Annotated in this window: 19 protein-coding genes; 13 read left to right on the forward strand and 6 right to left on the reverse strand. The window is 66.1% G+C overall.

Annotated elements, in window-relative coordinates; all coding sequences use genetic code 11:
* Window positions 1-16 precede the first annotated feature (16 nt).
* Window positions 17-802 carry a 1,6-dihydroxycyclohexa-2,4-diene-1-carboxylate dehydrogenase gene (locus tag AC5WJ1_RS09600; protein ID WP_494476538.1) on the reverse strand — a complete coding sequence of 262 codons (786 nt, stop codon included), beginning with the start codon at window positions 800-802 and terminating at the stop codon, window positions 17-19.
* 237 nt (window positions 803-1,039) lie between these two features.
* Between AC5WJ1_RS09600 and AC5WJ1_RS09605 the strand changes: the two genes are divergently transcribed.
* From AC5WJ1_RS09605 to pcaD, 3 genes are read left to right on the forward strand one after another with little or no spacing between them, the layout of a single operon-like run.
* Window positions 1,040-2,179 carry a muconate/chloromuconate family cycloisomerase gene (locus AC5WJ1_RS09605; protein WP_133096404.1) on the forward strand — a complete coding sequence of 380 codons (1,140 nt, stop codon included), beginning with the start codon at window positions 1,040-1,042 and terminating at the stop codon, window positions 2,177-2,179.
* A 32-nt stretch (window positions 2,180-2,211) separates the two neighbouring features.
* Window positions 2,212-2,490 carry a muconolactone Delta-isomerase gene (gene catC / locus AC5WJ1_RS09610; RefSeq protein ID WP_029048466.1) on the forward strand — a complete coding sequence of 93 codons (279 nt, stop codon included), beginning with the start codon at window positions 2,212-2,214 and terminating at the stop codon, window positions 2,488-2,490.
* A gap of 14 nt (window positions 2,491-2,504) precedes the next feature.
* Window positions 2,505-3,287, forward strand: coding sequence for a 3-oxoadipate enol-lactonase (gene pcaD, locus AC5WJ1_RS09615; protein ID WP_135705437.1), 783 nt, complete (start codon window positions 2,505-2,507; stop codon window positions 3,285-3,287).
* Between the two features lie 27 nt (window positions 3,288-3,314).
* On the opposite strand, the gene AC5WJ1_RS09620 is transcribed toward pcaD, so the two are convergent.
* A complete protein-coding gene (locus AC5WJ1_RS09620; RefSeq protein ID WP_240745879.1) occupies window positions 3,315-4,724 on the reverse strand; it encodes an aminotransferase-like domain-containing protein in 1,410 nt (469 codons plus the stop codon).
* A gap of 151 nt (window positions 4,725-4,875) precedes the next feature.
* Here AC5WJ1_RS09620 and cyoA point away from each other — a divergent pair, with 151 nt between their 5' ends.
* From cyoA to AC5WJ1_RS09660, 8 genes are all read left to right on the forward strand, one after another.
* Window positions 4,876-5,886, forward strand: a complete 1,011-nt coding sequence (gene cyoA / locus AC5WJ1_RS09625) for a ubiquinol oxidase subunit II (RefSeq protein ID WP_135705439.1) — start codon at window positions 4,876-4,878, stop codon at window positions 5,884-5,886.
* A 1-nt stretch (window position 5,887) separates the two neighbouring features.
* Window positions 5,888-7,864 carry a cytochrome o ubiquinol oxidase subunit I gene (gene cyoB / locus AC5WJ1_RS09630; protein WP_135705440.1) on the forward strand — a complete coding sequence of 659 codons (1,977 nt, stop codon included), beginning with the start codon at window positions 5,888-5,890 and terminating at the stop codon, window positions 7,862-7,864.
* A 3-nt stretch (window positions 7,865-7,867) separates the two neighbouring features.
* On the forward strand, window positions 7,868-8,512 hold the full coding sequence (gene cyoC, locus AC5WJ1_RS09635) for a cytochrome o ubiquinol oxidase subunit III (protein ID WP_494476052.1): 645 nt from the start codon (window positions 7,868-7,870) through the stop codon (window positions 8,510-8,512).
* A complete protein-coding gene (cyoD, locus tag AC5WJ1_RS09640) occupies window positions 8,509-8,886 on the forward strand; it encodes a cytochrome o ubiquinol oxidase subunit IV (protein WP_133096410.1) in 378 nt (125 codons plus the stop codon). Before cyoC ends, cyoD begins: the two co-directional genes overlap by 4 nt.
* A gap of 25 nt (window positions 8,887-8,911) precedes the next feature.
* On the forward strand, window positions 8,912-10,627 hold the full coding sequence (locus tag AC5WJ1_RS09645) for a nitrite/sulfite reductase (protein ID WP_195427591.1): 1,716 nt from the start codon (window positions 8,912-8,914) through the stop codon (window positions 10,625-10,627).
* Window positions 10,628-10,656: 29 nt separating this feature from the next.
* Entirely contained in the window at window positions 10,657-10,902 is a 246-nt protein-coding gene (locus AC5WJ1_RS09650) for a hypothetical protein (RefSeq protein ID WP_135705442.1), read from the forward strand.
* 181 nt (window positions 10,903-11,083) lie between these two features.
* Complete coding sequence (locus AC5WJ1_RS09655) at window positions 11,084-12,070, forward strand: Bug family tripartite tricarboxylate transporter substrate binding protein (RefSeq protein ID WP_135705443.1); 987 nt, start codon at window positions 11,084-11,086, stop codon at window positions 12,068-12,070.
* Window positions 12,071-12,388: 318 nt separating this feature from the next.
* Window positions 12,389-14,155 (forward strand): ABC transporter ATP-binding protein/permease, encoded by a 1,767-nt coding sequence (locus tag AC5WJ1_RS09660; RefSeq protein ID WP_133096414.1) that lies wholly within the window; start codon window positions 12,389-12,391, stop codon window positions 14,153-14,155.
* Between the two features lie 22 nt (window positions 14,156-14,177).
* Here AC5WJ1_RS09660 and AC5WJ1_RS09665 read toward each other — a convergent pair whose 3' ends face one another.
* Entirely contained in the window at window positions 14,178-14,609 is a 432-nt protein-coding gene (locus tag AC5WJ1_RS09665; protein WP_133096415.1) for a universal stress protein, read from the reverse strand.
* A 142-nt stretch (window positions 14,610-14,751) separates the two neighbouring features.
* Window positions 14,752-15,747, reverse strand: coding sequence for a Bug family tripartite tricarboxylate transporter substrate binding protein (locus AC5WJ1_RS09670; RefSeq protein ID WP_133096416.1), 996 nt, complete (start codon window positions 15,745-15,747; stop codon window positions 14,752-14,754).
* Window positions 15,748-15,984: 237 nt separating this feature from the next.
* Here AC5WJ1_RS09670 and AC5WJ1_RS09675 point away from each other — a divergent pair, with 237 nt between their 5' ends.
* Window positions 15,985-16,308: a hypothetical protein gene (locus AC5WJ1_RS09675; RefSeq protein WP_133096417.1), complete on the forward strand. Its 324-nt coding sequence runs from the start codon at window positions 15,985-15,987 to the stop codon at window positions 16,306-16,308.
* 67 nt (window positions 16,309-16,375) lie between these two features.
* Here AC5WJ1_RS09675 and aceB read toward each other — a convergent pair whose 3' ends face one another.
* Window positions 16,376-17,962: a malate synthase A gene (gene aceB, locus AC5WJ1_RS09680; protein ID WP_135705445.1), complete on the reverse strand. Its 1,587-nt coding sequence runs from the start codon at window positions 17,960-17,962 to the stop codon at window positions 16,376-16,378.
* A gap of 51 nt (window positions 17,963-18,013) precedes the next feature.
* Entirely contained in the window at window positions 18,014-18,715 is a 702-nt protein-coding gene (locus AC5WJ1_RS09685; RefSeq protein ID WP_133096418.1) for a haloacid dehalogenase type II, read from the reverse strand.
* 292 nt (window positions 18,716-19,007) lie between these two features.
* On the opposite strand from AC5WJ1_RS09685, the gene AC5WJ1_RS09690 reads away from it, so the two are divergent.
* Window positions 19,008-19,958 (forward strand): LysR family transcriptional regulator, encoded by a 951-nt coding sequence (locus AC5WJ1_RS09690; protein WP_133096419.1) that lies wholly within the window; start codon window positions 19,008-19,010, stop codon window positions 19,956-19,958.
* Window positions 19,959-20,051 lie beyond the last annotated feature (93 nt).

The raw sequence follows: 20,051 nt of genomic DNA on the forward strand, positions 1-20,051 counted from the left end.
GAGGACTCGGGCGCAATCAGCCCTGGTCGCCGCCACCGACCGGCAAGACCGTACCGGTGATGTAGGACGCTTCGTCCGATGCCAGGAACAGGATCACATGCACCTGTTCGTCGATCGTGCCATAGCGGTGCATCAGGCTGCTCTCGCGGGTCTGGTCGACGATGGCCTGGTACCAGCCCGCCTCCTGCTCGCTCGGCGCTTCGGTGTTGCGCGGAATCCTGCGCGGCGGCGCCTCGGTCCCGCCGGTGGCGATGGCGTTGACGCGGATGCCTTCGTGCGCGTGTTCGAAGGCCAGGCTGGCGGTCAGCGCATTGACGCCGCCCTTGGCCGCCGCATAAGGAACGCGGTGAATGCTGCGGGTGGCGATCGACGACACGTTGACGATCACGCCCTGCCGGCGCTCGACCATGCCCGGCAGCACCGCGCGGCAGCACCACAGCGTCGGAAACAGCGAGCGCCGGATCTCGGCTTCGACCTGGTCCTCTTCGTAGAACTGGTAGGGCTTGGCCCAGATCGTGCCGCCGACGTTGTTGACGAGGACGTCGATGCGGCCGTAGGCGGCTTCGGCGGCCTGCGCCATCTGCGTGGCGCCGGCAAACGTTTCCAGGTCGGAATGCACGGCGATGGCCTTGCCGCCGGCGGCAACGATCCCGGCGGCGACTTCATCGACCAGCGCCGAGCGGTCGGCCAGCGCGACCGACGCGCCCTCTGCGGCGGCGGCCAGCGCCACGCCGCGGCCGATGCCCTGCGCGGCGCCGGTGACGATCATTGCCTTCCCGGCGAATCGTGCGGAGCTTCTCATGTTGTTGCCCTCCTTCGTCACGCCGCGTTGCGGGTCGGTGACCAGCTTGCCGTCGTCGTCCCAGCACGGCATCCAGAACTTCACGTCCGGGTGGTAGCACTCGACCCAATCGTCCAAGGAATAAGGCGCCGTCTACAATCCATACTTTTGAGGTATCAAATCAGACGACAACGGTCTTGGACAGCTGAAAAATAGCCATCCATACTCCGATGCAACGTTCAACTGCATCAGGAAGGTATGAAAGTGGCGACACAATCCAGTTCCACGGCCATCGAGTCGATCGAGGCCATCCTGGTCGACCTGCCGACCATCCGCCCGCACCAGCTCGCCATGGCGACCATGCAGCGGCAGACCCTCGTGATCGTGCGCCTGCGCTGCGCCGACGGCGTGGAAGGCATCGGCGAGGCCACCACCATCGGCGGCCTGTCCTACGGCGATGAAAGCCCCGAGGGCATCAAGCTGACTATCGACACTTACCTGGCGCCGGCGTTGCTGGGGCAGGATGCCACCAACGTGCACGCCGCCATGGCGCGGCTGAACAAGGTGGCGCGCGGCAACCGCTTCGCCAAGTCGGCACTGGAGACCGCGCTGCTCGACGCGCAGGGCAAGCGCCTGGGCGTGCCGCTGGCGACGCTGCTGGGCGGCGCCGTGCGTGAAACGCTGCCGGTGCTGTGGACGCTGGCCAGCGGCGATACCGCGCGCGACATCGACGAGGCCGAGCGCCTGCTGGCCGAGCGCCGCCACGACACCTTCAAGCTCAAGATCGGCCGGCGCAGCGTGCGCGAGGACGTGGCCCATGTGTCGGCGATCAAGCGCGCGCTGGGCGACCGTGCCCGGGTCACCGTCGACGTCAACCAGGCCTGGAACGAAGCGGATGCCGCCACCGGCATCGCCATGCTGGAAGCCGCCGGCATCGACCTGATCGAGCAGCCCACGCCGCGCGAGCAGCGCGCCGCGCTGGCCCGGCTGGCGGCGCGCTTTATCGTGCCCATCATGGCCGACGAAGCCGTGTGCGGTCCCGAGGACGCGATGGAACTGGCCCGCCTCGGCGCCGCCGACGTGTTCGCGCTAAAGATCGCCAAGTCCGGCGGCATCTTCGGCATGCTGCGCACCGCCGCGGTCGGCGACGCGGCCGGCATCGCGCTGTATGGCGGCACCATGCTGGAAGGCAGCGTCGGCACCATCGCCGCGGCCCACGGCTTCGCCACGTTGCCGCAACTGGCGTGGGGCACCGAGCTGTTCGGCCCGCTGCTGCTGAAGGACGATATCGTGCTGGAGCGGCCGGTGTACCGCGACTTTGCGCTGCACCTGCCGCAAGGGCCCGGGCTGGGGATCGCGCTCGACGAAGACAAGCTGGCGCACTATCGTCGCGCCTGAAATCACCATCAGACTGGAACAAGGAGAACCCGATGCTGTATCTGGTACGAATGGACGTGAACCTGCCGCACGACATGCCCGCCGCGCAGGCCGACGAAATCAAGGCGCGCGAGAAGGCCTACGCGCAGGACCTGCAGCGCCAGGGCAAATGGCTGCACCTCTACCGCGTGGTCGGAGAGTATGCCAACTACAGCGTGTTCGACGTCGAGTCGAACGAGGCGCTGCACAACCTGCTGTCGGCCCTGCCGCTGTTCCCGTACATGAAAATCGCCGTCACGCCGCTGGCGCCGCATCCGTCTTCGATTCGCTGAGAGAGGCCGCCCTAATGAGCATTGCCACCCGTGACGGGCTGCGCCTGCACTACGAACTCCAGGGCCCGGCCGGCGCGCCGGCGCTGGTCATGTCCAACTCGCTCGGCACCAGCCTGTCGATGTGGGACCCGCAGATGCCGGCGCTGCTGGAGCGCTTCCGCGTGCTGCGCTACGACACGCGCGGCCACGGCGCCTCTGCCGTGCCTGACGCGCCGTTCGGCATGGCCGAACTGGGCGCCGACGTGCTGGCCGTGATGGACCATGCCGGCGTCGAACGCGCACATTTCTGCGGCCTGTCGATGGGCGGCATGACCGGCATCTGGCTGGCACGTCATCACCCCGGACGCTTCGGCCGCTTTGTGCTGGCCAACACCGCGGCGCTGATCGGCCCGGCTTCCGGCTGGAACACGCGCATCGAGCGCGTGCGGGCCGAAGGCATGGCGGCCATCGCCGAGGGCGTGCTGGCCCGCTGGTTCACCCCGGCGGCGCTCGCCGGCGATCCGGCGCGCATGGCACCGGTGCTGTCGATGCTCGCCTCGACCGATGCCGACGGCTATGTCGCCAATTGCGCCGCGGTGCGCGATGCCGACCTGCGCGGCCTGCTGCCCGGCATCGATGCGCGCGTGCTGGTGATCGCCGGCGTCCAGGATGCCGCCACCACGCCGGAACAGGGGCGCGAGCTGGCTGAAGGCATTGCCAACGCCGATTACCTCGCGCTCAATGCGGCGCATCTGTCGAACTGGGAATTGCCGGCGGAGTTTTCCGACGCGGTGATCAACTTCGTTTCAGAGGCCTGATACCGGCGCTGCTTGCGCGAGGCTGGTTCACACCACCATCTCGACCCCAGACGCTGGCCGGCGCTCGAGCAATGCCGCCAGCTTCCTCAGAGCCAGCGACAGCTGCGCGTGATTGTCGACGCCGCCCAGCGAGATGCGGATGGCATTGGGCGCATTGGGCCCGTCCCAGAACGCGTCGGAAGGCGTGACCCGCAGGTCTTCCGCCAGCGCGGCCCGGGTGAGCTGCTGCGCCGACCACTGCGCGGGAAGGCGGTGCCAGACGTGGATGGCGCTGGGCGGCAGCTGGCCGATCCCGCTCAGCCATCGGCTTGCCAGCGCGCACCGCGCCAGCGCTTCGGTGCGGATGCCGTCGAGCAGCTGCATGGCCGAGCCGTCATGGATCCATTGCGTGGCCAGCGCCGCGGTCATCGGCGCGGCCATCAGCGCGAAGGCGCGCAGCGAAGCCAGCAGGTCGTCGCCACTCCTGCCCTCCGGCAACAGGACGTACGCGGTGCGCAGGCCCGGCGTGAGCGCCTTGGACAGCGTCGCGACGTAGCAGGTGCGCTCGGGCGCAAAGGTGGCGAGCGGCGGCGGTGCCGACGGCGTCAGCAGCCAGTACGGGTCGTCCTCCAGCAAGGCGATATCGCATCGGTGCGCGGCGCTGGCGATCTCTGCCCGGCGCGAGGCCGGCATGGTGTGCGTGGTCGGATTCTGCGCGGTCGGGTTGAGGTAGGCCAGCGTGGCGCCTGCGGCGCGGGCCGCGGCGAGCGCGTCGGGCAGCATCCCGTCCGCATCGCACGGTGCGACCACCACGCGCCGGCCCAGTTGCGCTGCCGCGGCGCGGATGCCCGGATAGGCCAGCGGCTCGGTCACGATTGCCTCGCCGGGCCGGGTCCAGCTCAGGATCACGGCGGCCAGCGCAGCCTGGGCGCCGGGGCACACCACCAGCCGCGCCGTGTCGACCTGCCCGAAGATCGGCGCAAGCCAGAGCGCCCCGGCCGCCCGGTCCGACGCACTGCCGCCGCCAAGCTGGTAGGTCATCAGCAGGTGCGGGTCGCTGCGCAGCAGGACCTGGTTCAGGCCGCGCCGCAACAGGTCCGGGAAATCCACGCCCGCCGGCGGCGGCGGCACGTTCATGCTCATGTCGACCACGCGCGCGAGTTCCGCACGCGGCGCGGCAATGAAGGTGCCGAGCGCGCCCCTCGCTTCGATCAGCTGTCTTCGCCGCGCCTCGTTATAGGCGCGCGTCACTGTCGTCAGGTCCACGCCGAGAGATTGCGCCAGGCTGCGCTGCGGCGGCACGCGGTCGCCGGCCACGAGGCGGCCCTCGCCGATTGCCCGCTCGATGAAGTCGACGATCTGCAGGTACCGGACCCCACCGGACGCAGTGATCCGCAGATCCCACTGGCCGGTGATCCGGGCAGCGCTTTCGCTATCTTGTATGGATTCTGTCCCCAAAACTTTCCTCGATGTATGGGTCTTGTCTTCGACTAGCATGCCAGACATTGTCGAGGGAATCCATACAAGCCCGCAGCCGCGGGCTGACGCAGCACTTGAATCGGAGCGCGTGGCCGGATGCCTTCGGTAATCCGTAACCAAGGTGTCCGACATGCTCAAACCTACCGCCGGGCTGGCAAACAAAGATCGACAAGGCCCGTTGCCCCACCCTTCCCCCAGCCTCAGCCCATCGCCCGCCCTGCCGCCCCGCATCGGCGCGTTGCTGCTGGCCGCCGGGCTGAGCGCCCTGCTCAGCGGCTGCAACCTCGAACTGCTCAATCCCAAGGGCAGCATCGGCGCACAGGAAAAATCGCTGATCCTGATCGCGTTGTTCGTCATGCTGATGGTCGTCATCCCGGTGATCTTCCTGACGCTGTGGTTTGCCTGGCGCTACCGCGAGAGCAACACGCGCGCGACCTACGCGCCCAAGTGGTCGCACTCGACCAAAATCGAGATCGTGGTGTGGGGCATCCCGTGCGTGATCGTGGCCTGCCTGGCCGTGCTGATCTGGGATTCGACGCACAAGCTCGACCCCTATCGGCCGCTGGAGTCCGAGGTCAGGCCGCTGCAGGTCGACGTCATCGCGCTGAACTGGAAATGGCTGTTCATCTATCCCGAATACGGTGTCGCCTCGGTGAACCAGCTTGCCATCCCGGTCGGCACGCCGGTCAACTTCCGGCTGACCGCGGAATCGATGATGAATGCGTTCTTCATTCCGCAGCTTGGCAGCATGGTCTACACCATGGCCGGCATGCAGACCCGCCTGCACCTGATCGCGGACACACCGGGCGTCTATCTCGGCCAGTCCGCGGCGTACAGTGGCGCGGGCTTCTCGGACATGCATTTCAAGACCCTGGCGACCTCGCGCGAGGACTTCGACGCGTGGATCAGCAAGGCGCGGGCCTCGGCCCGGACGCTTGACGCGAACACCTACAGCACACTGGAGCAGCCCAGCACCAGGGACCCCGTCGCGCTCTACGCATCGGTGACGCCGAAGCTGTTCGACCAGGTGGTTGACAAGTACATGCTGGCCAACGGCGCGATCTGCCGCGCGAACACCCCCGAATCACTGCAGGCCTTCCAACGCGTCCCGTCGGCGCTCCCCGGCCGCATGGAGCAATGACATGCTAGGAAAACTCAATCTCGAGGCCATCCCCTACCACGAGCCGATCATCATGGGGACGCTGGCCGTGGTGCTGGTGCTGGGCGCCGCGCTGCTCGGCGCGATCACCAGGTACGGCAAGTGGAAATACCTGTGGACCGAATGGATCTGCTCGGTCGACCACAAGAAGGTCGGCGTGATGTACATCATCCTGGCCCTTGTCATGCTGCTGCGCGGCTTCGCCGACGCGATCCTGATGCGCACGCAGCAGGCAGTCGCCTACGGCGATGCCGCCGGCTACCTGCCGCCGCACCACTACGACCAGATCTTTACCGCCCACGGCGTGATCATGATCTTCTACGTGGCCACGCCGCTGGTGGTGGGGCTGATGAACGTGATCGTGCCGCTGCAGATCGGCGCGCGCGACGTGGCCTTCCCGTTCGTCAACTCGCTGAGCTTCTGGCTGTCGGCCATGGGCGCGGTGCTGGTGATGCTGTCGATGTTCGTCGGCGACTTCGCCGCGACCGGCTGGGTGGCCTATCCGCCGTTGTCCGAGCTGGGCTACAGCCCGACCGTCGGCGTGGACTACTACATCTGGTCATTGCAGATATCCGGGCTCGGCACCACGCTGACCGGCATCAACTTCATCGTCACCATCCTGCGCATGCGCGCTCCGGGCCTGACCCTGATGAAGATGCCGGTGTTCACCTGGACCGCGCTGATCACCAACATCCTGATCGTCGCCATCTTTCCGGTGCTGACCGCCACGCTGGCCCTGCTCACCGCCGACCGCTACCTCGGCATGCACTTCTTCACCAACGAGCTGGGCGGCAACGCCATGATGTACGTGAACCTGATCTGGATCTGGGGGCACCCCGAGGTCTATGTGCTGATCCTGCCCGCGTTCGGCGCGTTCTCGGAAATCATCGCCACGTTCTCGCGCAAGCCCCTGTTCGGCTACAAGTCGATGGTCTATGCCACCTCGTCGATCGGCGTGCTGTCGTTCTTCGTCTGGCTGCACCACTTCTTCACCATGGGCTCGGGCGCCAACGTCAACGCCTTCTTCGGCATCATGACGTCGATCATCTCGATCCCCACCGGCGTGAAGCTGTTCAACTGGCTGTTCACCATGTACCGCGGCCGGATCCGCTTCCATACCTCGACCATGTGGACCATCGGCTTCATGGTGACGTTCGCGGTCGGCGGCATGACCGGCGTGCTGCTGGCGGTGCCGGGCGCCGACTTCGTGCTGCACAACAGCCTGTTCCTGGTGGCCCACTTCCATAACGTGATCATCGGCGGCGTGCTGTTCGGCTGCCTGGCGGCGATCAGCTTCTGGTTCCCGAAGGTGTTCGGCTTCAAGCTGAACGAGTTCTGGGGCAAGGTGTCGTTCTGGTGCTGGCTGACCGGCTTCTTCCTGGCCTTCATGCCGCTCTACGTGCTGGGCTTCAAGGGCATGACCCGCCGGATGAACCACTACGCCAACGTCGACTGGCATCCCTACCTGGTGGTGGCGATGATCGGCGCCTTCGTCATCGGCGCCGGCATCCTGGCGATGATCGTGCAACTGGCCGTCAGCATCCGCGACCGCAAGCAGAACCAGGACCTGACCGGCGACCCGTGGGACGGCCGCAGCCTGGAATGGTCGACCGCATCGCCGGCGCCGTTCTACAACTTCGCCCTGGTGCCGCACATCACCTCCCTGGAGCAGCACTGGGACGACAAGGAAGCCGGCCGCGCCTGGCGCCAGCCGGCCCGCTACGAGGACATCCACATGCCACGCCCCACCGCGGCCGGCTTCCTCGTGTCAGTGTTCGGGCTGGTGTCCTGCTTCGCGCTGGTCTGGCACATGTGGCTGGTCGCCGTGGCCGGGCTGGTTGGCGCGATCGCGACCTTCGTGCGGCGCAGCTACGACCGCGATGTCGACTACTACGTCCCGGCCGCCGAAGTCGAGCGCATCGAGCGCGCCCGCTACGCCCAACTGCAGCAAGCTGCCTGAACCATGAACCCGACGCTATCCCCTACCCTGCACCATCCAGGTCCGCACGCCGCACATCCGGTGCCGCACGCCGCCGACCACGGCCATCACGATGCCGCCGCCCATACCACGCTGGGCTTCTGGCTCTACCTGATGAGCGACTGCCTGATCTTCGCGGTGCTGTTCGCAACCTTCGGCGTGCTGTCGGGCAACACGGCGGGCGGGCCGGGCGGGCAGCAACTGTTCGAGCTGCCGTTCGTGTTCACCGAGACCATGGTGCTGCTGCTCAGCAGCTACACCTTCGGCCTGGCCATGCTGCGGCAGGACGCGAATGCCGCGCCGCGCATGATCCGCTGGCTGGCGGCCACCTTCGTACTGGGCGCCGTGTTCGTCGCCATGGAGGTCTACGAGTTCGCCCACCTGCTGCACCAGGGCGCCGGGCCCGGCGTAAGCGCCTACCTGTCGGCGTTTTTCACGCTGGTCGGCACCCACGGCCTGCACGTCACCGCGGGCCTGTGCTGGCTGGCGGTGATGATCCACCAGGTCCGGCGTTTCGACCTCGATGACATCGTGCGCCGCCGGCTGGCGTGCCTGAGCCTGTTCTGGCACTTCCTGGACCTGGTCTGGATCTGCGTCTTTACCTTCGTCTACCTGCGGGAGTTCGCATGAAGCCGTCCCATCTTCACTCCGTCCATCCGGGTGAGCACCCCACCCACGGCAGCGTGCGCAGCTACACCATCGGCCTGCTGCTGTCGGTCGCGCTTACCGTGGCATCGTTTGCCTCGGTGATGACCGGCACGTTGCAAAGCCACGCCGCGATCGCGCTGGTTGTCGGCCTCTGCGTCGCGCAACTGCTGGTGCAGCTGGTGTACTTCCTGCACCTGGGCACCGGTCCCGGCCAGCGCGGCAATACCGCCATCTTCGCCTGTACCGGCTTCCTGATCGTCATCGTCGTCGCCGGCTCGCTGTGGGTGATGCACAACGCCGACCTCAACATGATGCCGACCGACATGTCCATCGAACGGGCACGGGCAAAAGACTAGCGCTACGCGCAAGGAGACCTTCATCATGTATGTCTATGACGAGATCGACCAGAGACTGGTCGACGAGCGGGTCGTGCAGTTCACCGACCAGACCCGCCGCTTCCTGGACGGCGAGCTCGACGAGGAAGAGTTCCGCGTGCTGCGGCTGCAGAATGGCCTGTATATCCAGCGCCATGCCCCGATGCTGCGCGTGGCCATCCCCTACGGCATGCTGGCGTCAAGGCAGCTGCGCAAGCTGGCCGGGATCGCGCGCCGCTGGGACCGCGGCTACGGGCACTTCAGCACGCGGCAGAACCTGCAGTTCAACTGGCCGCGCCTGGAAGACGCGCCTGCCATCCTGGCGGAACTCGCCACGGTGCAGATGCATGCCATCCAGACCAGCGGCAACTGCATCCGCAACACCACCACCGACCACTTTGCCGGCATCGCGCCCGACGAGCTGGTGAACCCGCTGGTGTGGTGCGAGATCGTGCGGCAATGGTCGATGCTGCACCCCGAGTTCGCCTACCTGCCGCGCAAGTTCAAGATCGCGATCAGCGGCGCCACCACCGACCGGGCCGCGGTCGGCGTCCACGATATCGGGCTGCAGGCGGTCGAGGAAGACGGCCAGGTCGGATTTCGCGTGTGGGTCGGGGGCGGCATGGGGCGCACGCCCATGGTCGGCAAGCTGATCAATCCCTTCGTGGCCTGGCAGGACCTGCTGACCTACCTGCAGGCCACGCTGCGCGTCTACAACCTGCATGGCAGGCGCGACAACAAGTACAAGGCGCGCATCAAGATCCTGGTGAAGGATCTCACGCCGGAAGTATTTCGCGAACAGGTCGCGGAGCAGTGGCAGCGCATCCGGGGTGGCCCGGATACCGTCACCGAAGACTTCGTCGCGTCGGTGGCCGCGCGCTTCACGGTGCCGCCTTATGACCCCGCCGCGGCGCAGGATGCCGATGAAAGCGCCGAACTCGCGCGGACCGACCGCGCATTCCGGCTCTGGCTGCGCAGCAACGTCCATCCGCACCGCGTACCGGGCTACGCCGCGGTGACCGCATCGCTCAAGGCAACCGGCCGCGCGCCCGGCGACATTACCGCCGACCAGATGGAGCTGATGGCCGACCTCGCCGAGCGCCACGGCTTTGGCGAGTTGCGGGTCTCGCACGAACAGAACCTGATCCTCGCCGACGTGCGGCGCAGCGGCCTGCCCGCGCTGTGGCGCGCGCTGGATGCGGCCGGCCTCGCCACGCCCAACGTCGGCAGGATCACTAATATCATCGCCTGCCCCGGCGGCGATTTCTGCTCGCTCGCCAACGCCGTGTCGATACCGCTGGCCCAGGCGATCCAGGAACGGTTCGAAGACCTCGACCACGTGCACGACATCGGCGAGCTAGACCTGAACATCTCGGGCTGCATCAACTCCTGCGGGCACCACCATGTCGGCCATATCGGCATCCTCGGTGTCGACAAGGCGGGTGAAGCCTGGTACCAGGTCACCATCGGCGGGCGGCAGAACGGCGCAGACAGCCAGGACAGCCACGGCGCCGGCGGCGGCGCGGCGATCGGCCGCATCATCGGCCCGTCGTTCGCGCAGGAGCAGGTGCCGGACGTGGTCGAGCGGCTGATCGGCACCTACCTCGCGCACCGCGACAGCGAAGCCGAGCGCTTCGTCGACGTGGTCGCGCGGATCGGCCTCGAGCCGTTCCAGGCGGCCGTGTACCCGGACGGCAGCAAGCGCGGCGCGGCGGTGCGTTAGCGATCATGGATCCACGTTGAGGATGACCGATGTTTGCCCGATCTTTGCCGTGCACCTGCGCCAGCCCCGACGACCTGTGGTCTGCCATCGCCGGCCTCTCCGCCGAGCAGCTGCATACGATCATCGATACCGCCAGTGCATCGCCTGAACCGACGATGGACCTCAATGCCTTCAGGCGCCGCATTCTTGGCATGTTCGGCAATGTCGCGGGCTTCGCACCGGCGCCGCCGCCGGAATCGGTTCTGCGCGAACTGTGGGAGAAATACCGGGCCTGAAAGAAGACCGCGCGCCACTCAGTGCCCGACCGCTTATCGCACACTGACTTCACGGAAAGCGCCCTACCGCAGCCTCTTGGCACGTACCCGCTTCGACCGCTCCGGCATAATCACCCGGCGGAATAGCCGCTGGAACCCGCCGCACAGGCGGGAGGAAAATTTGCCAAAGCAGGAGACGTAGTTGAGCATTTCGAATCGCGCGGCGCGCAGCGCACGACTGGTGACGCTCGCCATCACGAGTGTCGTTTTCGGCCATGCAGCATTGGCGGCCGATGCCTGGCCGACCAGGCCGATCAAGGTCATCGTTCCCTATACCCCCGGCGGGTCCACCGACACGGTATCCCGGGTCGTGTTCGAAAAGGTCTCGCAAAGCCTCGGGCAGCCCATCATCATCGAGAACAAGCCGGGCGCGAACAGCACGCTTGGCGTTGGCGTGGCCGCGCGCTCGGCGGCGGACGGCTATACCTTTGTCTCGGTTCTCGCGGCCTACAGCGCCAACATGTCGCTGTATTCCAAGCTGAGCTACAAGCCTTCGGACCTCGTGCCGGTGGCGGAGATGGCGGAGCTGCCGCTGTTCCTGTTCGCGAGCAAGAAGGTGCCCGCGAAGACTGTTGCCGAACTGATCGACTATGGCAAGAAGCATCCCAACACGCTGACATTCGGCTCGAGCGGCGTGGGTAGCTCGGCGCACCTGACGGGCGAGCGGCTGGCGATGGAGTCCAAGGTCAAGATGACCCACGTGCCGTACAACGGCAGCGCACCGATCCTGCCGGCGCTCGTTTCCGGCGAGGTGTCGGTCGCATTCGATCCGCTGCTGGTGCCGATGCCGCACGTGAAGTCGGGCAAGATCAATGTGCTGGCCGTCGCCTCGGCCAAGCGCTGGCCGGGCGAGCCGAATATCCCGACCATGGAAGAGTCGGGCTTCCCGGGCTTCGTGATGAGTTCCTGGACCGGCCTGCTGGCGCCTGCCGGCACGCCCGCGCCTGTGGTTGACCGCATGGCAAAGGAAATCGCCGCGGCAACGCGCAGCCCCGAAGTGGCCAAGAGGCTGACCGACCTGGGCTTCGTGCCGGTAGGCGGTTCCTCCGAGGAATTCCGCAAGGTGATCGAGCGCGACATCGCTCGCTATGGCCAGATCGTCAAGGCGGGAAAGATTACCCTCGACTGAGGCCGGCGCTGCGGCCGCGACCGGCGGGCACGCCCCGCCGCCGCAGCCGCGCCTGAAACTGCAGGTACCTTTGAAAAAGCTTGCAGGGTTCGCCTGTAGCGGCTCGGTCACCCTCCAGCCGCAACCTGGTTCGACGTTGCCGCCAACACCGCACACCGCGCGCGGGCACGAAAAAAACGAGGGCCGGGCGGATGATTTCTGGTCAGGCGTGGATATTGCTGGCCTATATTTCATCCAGAGATTCTCCTGCTGGTCCGCTTCGTTGCAGCACGACGAATGTGCGTGGCGGCGGGGAATCCGTCTGCGCTGGAGAGTCAGATGAGCGTCGTGCCCGAGCCAAGGATTGCCGGCACCACTTCGGCCCGCAAGAAACGTCCGGGCGTCCCCACGCGCCACGTGTGGACCCGTTACTGGGCCATTGCCCGCCCCTACTGGTTTTCGCGTGAGCGATGGAAGGCGTCCGGCCTGCTGCTCCTGCTGATCCTGCTGCTGCTCGGCCAGACGCAGGCCGAAGTCTGGATCAACGAACAGACCGGCGAATTCACTTCGGCCCTGGCGGCGCAAGATGCCGACCGCTTCTGGGGCTCGATCCAGAAGTGCCTCTACATCCTGCTCGGCGCCGTTCCCATCTATTCCTCCTACTACTTCCTGCGCAACAAGCTGGGCCTGCTGTGGCGACGATGGCTCACCCGTCACTACCTCGACGGGTACTTCAGGGACCGGACCTATTACAAGCTCAACGCCAACGCGGCGATCGACAATCCGGACCAGCGCATCACCGAAGACATCAACACCTTTACCAAGCAATCGCTGTATTTCCTGTCGATCGGCATCGGCGCGCTGCTGCAGCTGATCGCCTTCAGCGCCGTGCTGTGGTCGATTTCCCAGATGCTGGTCTACTTCCTGGTGGTCTACGCCATCGCCGGGAGTTTCGTCTCGATGTACTTCTTCGGGCGCGTGCTGATCGGGTTGAATTTCTTCCAGCTCAAGCGCGAGGCGGATTTCCGCTTCAGCCTGATCCGTGTGCGCGAGAACGCCGAATCGATCGCCTTCTACCGCGGCGAGGCGCTGGAATCGTCGCATGTCAGCGGCCGCTTCGAGCAGGCCTTCCGCAACTTCGACAAGCTCATCAAGTGGCAGCTCAGCCTGAACACGTTCCAGTACGGCTACGGCTTCCTGACCATCCTGCTGCCCAGCGCCATCGTCGCCTCGCATGTGCTGTCCGGTGAAATGGAGGTCGGGCGCGCGATCCAGGCTGCGGGGGCGTTCGCCGCAGTGTTGAATGCGCTGACGGTGATTGTCGACAACTTCGAAGAGCTGGCCCGCTTTGTCGCCGGGCTGGACCGGCTGGATACCTTCGCCAGCACGCTGGCCGACACGCCGGCCAAACCGGACAAACTCGCCGAGCCGGCGCACAAGATCGAGTCCGTGCAGGACTCGCGCCTGTCGCTGCTGCATGTGACGCTGCACACGCCGAACCTGGAACGCACGCTGGTGCGCGACCTGACGGTGTCGGCCGATCCCGGCGAAGGGCTGCTGATCGTCGGCGCCAGCGGCGGCGGCAAGAGCTCGCTGATGCGCGCCATCGCCGGTTTGTGGACCAGCGGCACCGGCTGCATCATGCGCCCCAGGCCGCAGGACATGCTGTTCCTGCCACAGCACCCGTACATGGTGGTCGGCAGCCTGCGCGGCCAGCTGCTCTACCCCAACCACATCGGGCAGCACATCGCCGACGACGAGCTGATCCGGCTGCTCGAGCTGGTGAATCTTGGCGGCATTGTCGACCGCTTCGGCGGCCTCGATACCGAAGTGGACTGGGGCAAGGTGCTGTCGCTGGGCGAGCAGCAGCGGCTGACGATCGGGCGCGTGCTGCTGTCGCGGCCCCGCTATGTGATGCTTGACGAGGCCACCAGCGCGCTCGATATCGCCAACGAGGAAGGCATGTACCGGTTGCTGGCCGGCATGGACGCGACGCTGGTCAGCGTCAGCCACCGCCCCTCGCTGCTCAAGTACCACCACCAGGTGCTGGAACTCGATGGCGCCGGCGGCTGGAAAGTGAATCCAAGCCGGGGCTACCGCTTCTGATCCGCTGGCGGATTGCGCAAGCTCAGCGATAGACCAGCACGGGGATCCTGCAGTGGGTCAGCACCTTCTGCGTTTCGCTCCCGACCAGCAGCCCCTCCAGCCCGCGCCGTCCGTGCGACGCCATGAAGATCACGTCGCAGCCGTGCTTGGCGGCGGCATCGATGATGCCCTTGTACGGCACCGACGTGCTCATGTCGGTCTGGCAGGTCACGCCCGCCTCGGTGGCCGCCGCGACAACCTCGGCCAGCACCGCGCTGGCCCGCTCGGCCTCATGTTCCTCATACGCCTTTCGCCGCGGATGGCCGGCATCCCCCGAGGACAGGTAGGGATATTCCTCCATGCACGTATACGCCGTCAGCTTCGCGCCGCCCGCCTTGACGAAATTGATCGCGGCCGCCATGGCGACCTTGGAAAGCTCCGAGCCATCGGTGGCCAGCAAGATGTGCTTGAACACGATTCCCTCCATAGGCTGCTGATTCTTGATTGCCGCGGCATGGCGCCGCAACAAGTCCAGTATGGACAAGAAATCGCCTGGCGGCAGATCCCGGCGTTCAGCTCCGGCAGCGTTGACCGTCTCCGGGACCGGCCTGGCAGGCTCAATTCTCGATCTTGAAGCCGATGTCCTTGATAAATTGGCCCCAGCGCGCATGATCGGTCCGGATCTGCGCGGCAAATGCTTCCGGCGTGACCGCCTGCGCCGGCAGCACGCCAACGCCGGCCAGCCGCTTCTGGTACGCGGGATCGGCCAGCACCTTGCGCACGGCCTCCGAGACGGCATCGACCGTTGCCTTGGGCATGGCCTTGGGCCCGAACAGCGCAAAATATCCGCTAAGTTGCTCCATTTCCTGGAAACCGAGCTCACGGAAGGTTGGAGCGCCGGGCGCCATGTCCGACCGCTCCGGCATGGTGGTCGCCAGCACCTTGGTCTTGCCGGCCTGGTACAGCGGCACGCCGGTGGTCAGGCCGTCGATCATCAGCGGCACCACGCCGCCCACCAGGTCCTGCGTGGCGGGCGCCGAGCCCTTGTACAGCACCGGCTCCAGGTTGGTGCCTGCCAGCCGGTTGAACAGCAGCGGGCCAAAGTGCGACGACGTGCCCGGGCCATAAGAGGCGGAATGGATCGGCTTGCCCTGGTTGGCCTTGGAATAGGCGATCAGTTCCTTCAGCGTGGAATACGGGGCGTCCTTGTTGGCGGCAAGCAGCACCGGGGCGCGGCCGAGTTCGGCCAGCGCAGTCAGGTCGGTCAGCGGATCGTAGGGCACGCGGTTGATATGCGCGCCCGAGGTGGCGGACGATCCCAGCGTCACCAGCAGTGTCTGGCCGTCGTTCCTGGCGCGGATCACGTCCTGCGTGGCGGGAACGGTGGCGCCGCCCGGCTTGTTCTCCACCACCACCGACTGGCCCGTCACGCGGCCAAGATAGTCGGCAAACAGCCGCGCCACCACGTCCGTACCGCCGCCGGGCGGATACGCCACCACCAGCCGGATAGGCCGCGCGGGCCACTGCTGCGCCATGGCGTACGGCGCCACGCCGGCGGTTGCGGCAACGGCTGCGGCAACGGCGGCGGTGCCCAGGAACTGTCGACGGTCCATATCTGAAGTCTCCGCTTTGATGTTGTGGTCCGCGCTGGCGGCGGGTACTTCATATTAGAGAGTGTTGCCGCGCGGGACATGCGGGGTTTTCCAGCATGACGCGGATCCGGATTGCGGCCGGCGGCTGGTCTGTCCCGGCGACTTCTTGCTACGCTGCTAGGTAAGCCGCCGCCCCTGCATGCCCACGCTGGTATGAACATTGCGCGCTATCTGCCCGGCACGGCCAAAGGAGTGATCATGCAAGAGCTGGCCTTCCGCACCCTGCTGTACCGCTACTTTTTCTTCAACTGGCTGTTCCGCGACGCCAGCCAGGGAAGCCGGGCCGAACGGGCCCACGCCTGGCATTTCAACAAGGCGCGTGCGCACTGGCTGCCGACGTATATGCGGCGCTGGCTGTGGTGCGGGGTCTTCTTCTATGCCGCGGGCAGCGTAGTGGAAGGCGTGCTGTGCGCGCCCGTGCTGTCGGCGCTGTTTTACGTGCCGGGCGCGCTCAGCGTGCCGGTCAATGTGGTCATCATGGTGGTCTGGATCGGGCTGAAGAGGCTGCCCGGGCCGCTGTAAAACGAAGACAAAAAAACCGCAGCCATCAGGCTGCGGTTCCTGGTCATGCCGGAGCAGTGCGCCCCGCTCAGACTTCTTCGTACAGCGGCAGCGTCAGGAACTCGGCGAAATCCTCCGATGTCGACATCTGCTCGAAGATCTCGGCAGCGCGGTCATAGGTCTTGGTGTCGCCACCGACCAGTTCCTTCACCTTGGCCAGTTCTTCCGGGATCAGCTTGCGCACCAGCTCGGCCGTGACCTTGGTGCCGTCTTCCAGCTTGCCCTTCGGCGAGCGGATCCACTGCCACACCTGCGAGCGCGAGATCTCGGCGGTGGCGGCGTCTTCCATCAGGTTGTGGATCGGCACGCAGCCGTTGCCGGCCAGCCAGGCGCCCAGGTAGTGGATGCCGACGTTGATGTTCATGCGCAGGCCGTGCTCGGTGATCGGCGTTTCCGGCTTGAAGTCGAGCAGGTCGGCGCCCTTCACCTGCACGTCCGGACGCTGCTTCTCGAACTGGTTCGGCTTGTCGCCCAGCACTGCCACGAATTCCTTCATGGCCGGCTCGACAAGGCCCGGGTGTGCCACCCAGCCGCCGTCGTAGCCGTCGGTGGCATCGCGGCGCTTGTCGCTGATGATGCCTTCCATGGCGATGGCGTTCTTCTCCGGATCGTTCTTGATCGGGATCAGCGCGCTCATGCCGCCGATGGCGGGGGCGCCGCGCGAGTGGCAGGTCTTCAGCAGCAGCAGCGCGTAGGCACGCATGAACGGCGCGGTCATGGTGACCTTGGCGCGGTCGGCCAGGCAGAAGTCCTTGTCGTTCTTGAACTTCTTGATGCACGAGAAGATGTAGTCCCAGCGGCCGGCGTTCAGGCCGGCGCTGTGCTCGCGCAGCTCATACAGGATTTCTTCCATCTCGAACGCGGCGAGGATGGTCTCGATCAGCACGGTGGCCTTGATGGTGCCTTGCGGCAGGCCGATTTCGTTCTGCGCCATCACGAAGATGTCGTTCCACAGGCGCGCTTCCCGATGGCTTTCCATCTTCGGCAGGTAGAAGAACGGGCCGGCGCCGCGCGCGATCTGTTCCTTGGCGTTGTGGAACAGGAACAGCGCGAAGTCGAAGATGCCGCCCGAGACGCGCTTGCCGTCGATGGTGACGTGCTTTTCGTCCAGGTGCCAGCCGCGCGGACGCACCTGCAGCGTGGCGATCTTGTCGTTCAGCTTGTATTGCTTGCCCTTCGATTCCAGGGTCAGCGTGCGGCGCACGGCGGCCTTCAGGTTGACCTGGCCCTGCAGCTGGTTGTGCCAGTTGGGGGTGTTGGAATCCTCGAAGTCGGTCATGTAGCTGTCAGCGCCCGAGTTGAAGGCGTTGATCACCATCTTGGCTTCGACCGGGCCGGTGATTTCCACGCGGCGGCATTCCAGCGCCTTGGGCACCGGCGCAACCTTCCAGTCGCCTTCGCGGATGCTCTTGGTTTCCGGCAGGAAATCAGGGACTTCGCCGGCGTCCAGGCGCTTGGCGCGCTCCACGCGCGCGGCCAGCAGTTCCTGACGGCGCGGCTCGAAGGCGCGGTGCAGCTTGTCTACCAGGGCCAGGGCTTCCGGCGTGAGGATATCTTCGTAGGCCGGCAGGATTTCGCCGGTAATCTTCATGCCCGCGGGCAGCGTGATAGCCATCAGTGTTCTCCTGTTAAACGATAGCGATAGCTTTGGTTGTTGGGCGCCCTGCTATGCCGCCACGCCATGGGCGCGGACGAATTCGAGCAGGTCGTTCATGTCGTGCCCGGTGCCGGAGGGGGCTACGTCGAGCCGCTCCGCCGGGTGGCCGGCACGGTTGATCCAGAAGGTGGTGTAGCCAAACCAGGTGGCGCCGCAGGCGTCCCAGCCGTTGGACGAGACGAACAGCATCTCCTGCGCGTCCAGCCCGAAGGCCAGCGGCCCCAGTGCATAGGCGGCGGGCGCGGTCTTGTACTGGCGCACCGCATCGACCGACAGCACGTGGTCGAACAGGCCATGCATGCCGGCACTCTTGACCGAGATGTCGAGCATCTCGGCATTGCCGTTGGACAGGATGCCCAGCGGCAGCCCCGCCTTGCGCAGGCGCTTGAGCGCACCCAGGTTTTCCGGGAAGGCCGACAGGCAGGCGTATTCCTTGAGCAGCTGGGCTTCCGTCGCTTCATCCAGCGCCAGACCCAGGCGCTCGGCGGCATAGCGCAGCGCGTCCACGGTGATGGCCCAGAACGGCTTGTAGTGCGCGCCGTCGTGCCCGGCCATGGTGCGGATGCGGGTGTAGTCGATCTGGCGGTCGCGCCACAGCAGCGCCAGCGCCTCGCCGCGGCCCGGGAACAGCTGTTCCGCGCGCGCGGTGACGGAATACACGTCGAACAGCGTGCCGTAGGCATCGAAGACGACTGCGCGGATCTTGTTCATGTGGGCGCTGGCAACCTGACTCTGCAAAGTGTGTCGGTGCCGGACCACAACTGCGTGGCCCTGTACACCGATGAATGCATCGCATTGTAGGGAGACGCTGCACTGCGGCAAAGGTGCCCCGGGTCACTTGATCTTTTACTTTTCGGCCACTAATCTTGGCTGACTAAAACGATACTCCGCACTAAATCCTTGCGCATTGGCCGCCGGCAGCACCCTGCAACGCATTGGGCGTGACCGGGCCGGCACAAAGCGCGCGAGTGCGTATTACTCGGGCACTACTCGGCGAACATTTGTGGACCATTTCAAACAGCTGGAGACTTTTGTATCCGTCGCCTCGCGCGGCAGCCTGTCGGCGGCAGCAGCGGCGGAAGGCGTGGCGCCGGCCATCATCGGGCGCCGCATCGATGCGCTGGAAGAGCGGCTGGGCGTCAAGTTGCTGGTACGTACCACGCGCAAGATCAGCCTGACCTTCGAAGGCTCGGCCTTCCTGGAGGACTGCCAGCGCATCCTGAACGACCTGCACAACGCCGAGGCCAGCGTTTCGGCCGGCGGCGTCAAGGCCAGCGGCCACCTGCGCGTGACAGCGCCGGCCGGCTATGGCCGCAAGCACGTGGCGCCGCTGGTGCCGCTGTTCATTGAATCGCACCCTGACGTATCGATCACGCTGGACCTGTCCGACCGCGTGGTCGACCTGGTCAATGAAGGCTTCGACTGCGCGATCCGGCTGGGCGACCTGCCCGACTCCAGCCTCGTTTCAATCCGGCTGGCCGAGACCCGGCGCGTGGTGGTGGCCTCGCCCGACTACCTGGCCCGCGCCGGCCGGCCCGGCACGCCGGACGAACTGCAGCGGCACAACTGCCTGGCCTTCGGCGCCAGCGCCAACGTGCAGCGCGGCTGGGTCTTCACCGAAGACGGGCGCTCGGTGACGGTCAAGGTGGGCGGCACCATGGAATGCACCGACGGCGCGGTGCTGCACGAGTGGTGCCTGCAGGGCAACGGCCTGGCGTGGCGGTCGTGGTGGGAAGTCGGCAACGAAATCGCCAGCGGCCGGCTGGTCACGGTGCTGGACGAGTTCCAGGCGCCGCCGATCGGCATCCATGCGGTGTTCCCGCAGCGCAAGCACCTGCCGCTGCGGGTGCGGCTGTTTATCGATCACCTGAAGAACACCTACGGCAACCCGGCTTACTGGCGACGGGCGGAGCAGGCGGCATCCATGCCGGCGGCAGCGGCGCTGGCAGGCTGACCGGCAGCGCAAGGCTCAGGCTGAGGCGCTTTTGTTGCAATTGATTTTGCACAATGCCGTACTCGGCACCCTGACTACAATGGATTCAGACAG

The organism is Cupriavidus sp. MEYA8 (genome assembly GCF_059278825.1).